Annotated in this window: 1 protein-coding gene; it reads left to right on the plus strand. The window is 65.6% G+C overall.

Annotated elements, in window-relative coordinates:
• On the plus strand, window positions 1–4,940 hold a 4,940-nt coding region (locus tag IB266_RS30360), incomplete at both ends, for a non-ribosomal peptide synthetase (protein WP_192264428.1).

The following is a 4,940-nucleotide window of genomic DNA, read 5'->3' on the forward strand; positions in this document are numbered from 1 at the left end:
TCAGCGGCCAGTTCGAATACGCTACCGACCTGTTCGACGAAAGCACCATCGCCCGTTGGGGCCAGCACTTGCTGCACCTGCTCGACGCCCTGCTCGACGATGCGACGCAGCCGCTGGCGACCCTGCCGTTGCTGGACAATACGCAGCGCCGGCAACTGCTCGGCGGTTTCAACCAGACCCACGCCCCCTTCCCCGAGGGCAGGCTGGTGCATGAGTGGTTCGAACAACATGCCCAGGCCCAGCCACAGGCCATCGCGGTCCAGGCGGAGGGCACCCGACTCAGCTACGCCGAACTCAATACCCGGGCCAACCGTATCGCCCACCGCTTGATCGCCGCCGGCCTGCGCCCGGATGAGCGAGTGGCGCTGCTGGTGGAACGCAGCCCCGAGATGATCATTGGCATCCTGGCCATCCTCAAGGCCGGCGGTGCCTATGTGCCGCTGGACCCGAATTATCCGCAGGATCGCTTGCAGCACATGCTCAGCGACAGCTCGCCTCGGGTCCTGCTCAGCCAGGGGCTCCTGGTTGAACAACTGCCGCCATTGCCGATTACGCAGCTGTTGCTGGACGACACGAGCGAAGGCGATGACCACAACCCACGGGTCGAAGACTTGACGTCCCGGCACCTGGCCTACGTCATGTACACCTCCGGCTCCACAGGCAAACCGAAAGGCGTGATGCTCGAACACCGCTCAGTCTGCAACCAGATCGGTGCCCTGCAAGAGCGCTATGGCCTCAACCCTCGTGATCGCATCCTGCAATTCGCCACCATGACGTTCGACATGTCGGTGGAGGAGATTTTTGGTGCATTGCTCTCCGGCGCCACCCTGGTACTGCGCAGTGATGCCTGGATTGCCGGCACCGCGGCCTTCGCCTCGCTGTGCGAACAATATGGGATCACCGTCGCGAACCTGCCAACGGTGTTCTGGCAACAGGTCAGCCGCGACCAACATGTGCCAATGCCGACTTCGTTGCGCCAGTTCATGATCGGTGGCGAAGCGGTGGGCAAACAGGCCGTGAGCCAATGGTTCGCCCGCGCCGGCCATCGCCCGGCGCTGTTCAACGCCTACGGCCCGACCGAGGCCACCGTGAATGCCTCGATCCGCCTGATGGAAAGCGACCACGACGATTTCCGCTCCATCGGCAAACCGGTGCGCAACGCCCAACTGCATGTCCTCGATGCCAACGGCAACCTCGTCCCGCTCGGGGTCGCCGGTGAGATCCACATTGGCGGCGTCGGTGTCGCGCGCGGTTACCTCAACCGCCAGGCGTTGACGGCCGAACGCTTCATCGCCGACCCGTTCAACACTGACCCGGATGCGCGCCTGTACAAGACCGGTGACCTCGGCCGCTGGTTGGCAGACGGCACCCTGCAGTACCTGGGACGCAACGACGACCAAGTGAAGATCCGCGGTTTCCGCGTAGAACTGGGCGAGATCGAAGCCATCCTCGCGGGCTGTGCCGGTGTACGTGAAGCGGTGGTGGTGGCCCAGGAAAGCCAACCCGGCCAATCGGAAAGCAAGCGGCTGATCGCTTACCTGTGCGGTGAACCGGTGCCGGTGGAGCACTTGCGCAGCGTCTTGCTGGCGGCCCTGCCCGAATACATGGTGCCTAGCGCCTTCGTCCAACTCGAGGCCCTGCCACTGACGCCCAACGGCAAGCTCGACCGCCGTGCCCTGCCCGCGCCGGGCCAGGAAGCGTTCGCCAGCCGGGCCTACGAGGCCCCACGGGGCGAGATCGAGCAGATCGTCGCGACGGTCTGGCAAGACCTGCTGGGCATCGAGAAAGTCGGCCGGCATGACCGGTTCTTCGAACTCGGCGGGCATTCGCTGCTGGCCGTGAGCCTGATCGACCGCCTGCGCCAGCATGGCCTGAGCGCCACAGTGCGCACCGTGTTCACCGCACCCAGCCTGCGGGAAATGGCCCAGGCCCTGAGTCGCAGCGATGAAGCCTTGTTCCTGGCCCCGGCCAATCGTATCCCGGCCGATTGCACGGCGCTGACACCAGACATGTTGCCCCTGGTGGAACTGACCCCGGCGCACCTGGAACGAATCGTCAGCGCCGTACCCGGCGGGGCCGCGAACATCCAGGACATCTACCCCCTGGCCCCCTTGCAACAGGGCATCCTGTTCCATCATCTGCTGGGGCACGAAGGCGATGCCTATCTGGTGCGCTCGATGATCGAGTTCGACGACCGCCAGCGCCTCGATGCCTTCATCGCCGCCCTGCAACAGGTGATCGACCGCCACGACATCCTGCGCAGTGCCGTGCATTGGGTCGGACAGCCGCAAGCGGTCCAAGTGGTGCAGCGCCAGGCCGGGCTGCCGATCCATCCCATCACCCTGGCGGCCGATGAGGATCCACGCGTCCAACTGGAGCGCTTGAGCGATCCGCGCCACCTGCGCCTGGATTTGCAACAGGCCCCCTTGATGCGCGCCTGCATCGCCCAGGATCCGCAGTCCGAACGCTGGTGGCTGGCCCTGTTGGACCACCACATGATCAGCGACCACGTGTCCCTGGGCATCGTCCTCGAAGAAATCCAGCTGTTGATGCAAGGCCAGGGCGCCCACCTGCCGACGCCAATGCCTTATCGGGAGTTTGTCGCCCAGGTACTCGCCACGCCGCCCCAGGCCCATGAAGCCTATTTCACCCGGCGCCTGGCCAGCATCGAGGAGCCCACCGCACCGTTCGGTGTGCTGGATGTCCAGGGCGACGGTGCCCAGGTGGTGGAGACCAGCGTGCGCCTCGACCGGGCCCTGAACCTGCGGATCCGCGCTCAATCGCGCCTGGCCGGGGTGACGCCGGCCGTGCTGTTTCATATTGCCTGGGCCCAGGTGCTCGCGCGCTGCACCGGCCGCGACGACGTGGTGTTCGGCAGCGTGGTCGCCGGACGCCTGCAAGGTTCACTGGGCGCCGATCGAGCCCTTGGGGTGTTCATCAACACCTTGCCGGTACGGGTGCAACTGGCCGGGTTCAGCGTCAGTGCGCTGGTGGACGAAACCTATCGCGACCTCAGCGAACTGCTCGCCCACGAACAGGCCTCCCTGGCCCTGGCCCAACGTTGCAGCGGTGTTGGCGCGGGCCTGCCGCTGTTCACCACGCTGCTCAACTACCGCCACCAGACCGACGGCGGCTCGCTGGCCAACGAAGACCAGGTCCTTGCCTGGGACGGCGTGCGGTTCCTGAGCAACGAAGCGCGCACCAACTACCCGATCGAAGTGGCCGTGGCGGATGAAGGGGACGACTTCTCCGTGACCGCCCAATCCATCACCGGCATCGACCCGCAACGCATCGCCGCCTACCTCGCCCAGGCCGTCGCCGCGCTGGTCGAAGCCCTTGAACAAGCCCCCGAGCGCCTCGCCAGCGATCTGGACGTGCTCCCCGACACCGAGCGGCAATTGCTGCTGGCGGACTTCAACCACACCACCACGGATTTCGGCACGGCGCAACCGATCCAGCACCTGTTCGAAGCCCAGGTCCAGGCCAACCCCGACGCCGTGGCCCTGGTCTGCGAAAACCAACAACTGACCTACCGCCAGCTCAACCGTCGCGCCAACCACCTGGCTCGGCAGTTGCTCGAACTGGGCGTCGAACCCGATCAGCGCGTGGCGATCTGTGCCGAACGCAGCCTGGACATGATCGTCGGCCTGTTGGGCGTGCTCAAGGCCGGCGCCGCCTACGTGCCCATCGACCCAGCTCATCCGGACGAGCGCATGGCGTTCATGCTGCAGGACAGTCAGCCTCGGGCGCTGTTGACCCAATCGACCCTTACCCTGCCGTCCGGCGAGCTACCGCTGTTGTTGCTCGACACGAGCGATTCGCTGCGATCGGCGAATGACGCGGCTTTTGATGCCAACCCGCAGGTCGCGGGCCTGACGCCCGAGCACCTGGCCTATGTGATCTACACCTCCGGCTCCACCGGCCAGTCCAAGGGCGTGATGGTCGAGCACCGCTCGGTGTTCAACTTCTGGCAGGTGCTGACCCGCACCACCCACCAGCATTGCCCAAGCCCAGCCACCGTGGCGCTGAATGCCGGGTTCTTCTTCGACATGTCGATCAAGGGCATCGCGCAGCTGTTCTCCGGTCATCGGCTGGTGATCATCCCGCAACTGATCCGCGCCAGCGGCCATGAATTGCTGGACTTCCTCGAACAGCACCAGGTGCACGCCTTCGACTCCACGCCGTCGCAGCTCGACACCCTGCTCGCCGCCGGCTTGCTGGAACGCAGCAGCTACCAGCCGGTGAGCGTGCTGCTCGGTGGCGAGGCCATCAACGCCGCGACCTGGGAGAAACTGCGCAACTGCCCGAGCATCCGCTTCTACAACATGTACGGCCCGACCGAATGCACGGTAGACGCCACCATCGACCTGATCCGTGACCTGGGCGAGCGCCCGAGCATTGGCCGGCCGATTGCCAACGTCCAGGTGCACGTGCTTGACACCCACGGCCAACCGACGCCGTTGGGCGTTGCCGGTGAGCTGCACATCGGCGGCGCCGGCGTGGCCCGGGGTTACCTGAACCGGGCGGAACTGAGTGCCGAGCGTTTTATCGCCGATCCGTTCAGCAGCGAACCGAACGCGCGCCTGTACAAGACCGGCGACCTCGGCCGCTGGCTGGCCGACGGCACACTGGAATACCTGGGGCGCAATGACTTCCAGGTGAAAATCCGTGGATTCCGCATCGAGTTGGGGGAAATCGAAAACGTCTTGCTCGGCTGTGCCGGTGTCACCGATGCCGTCGTGATTGCCCGGGAAGACAATCGCTTGGTGGCGTACCTGTGCGGCGAACCGGCCAACGCCGAACAACTGCGCAACACCCTGCTCAAGCACCTGCCCGAATACATGGTACCCAGCGCCTTCGTCCACCTCGATGCCTTGCCCCTCACCGCCAACGGCAAGCTCGACCGCCGCGCCCTGCCGGCCCCCGGCCTGGAAGCCCTG

Origin of the sequence: Pseudomonas sp. Pdm06 (assembly GCF_014851795.1) — a bacterium.
Lineage (GTDB): Bacteria > Pseudomonadota > Gammaproteobacteria > Pseudomonadales > Pseudomonadaceae > Aquipseudomonas > Aquipseudomonas fluorescens_AA.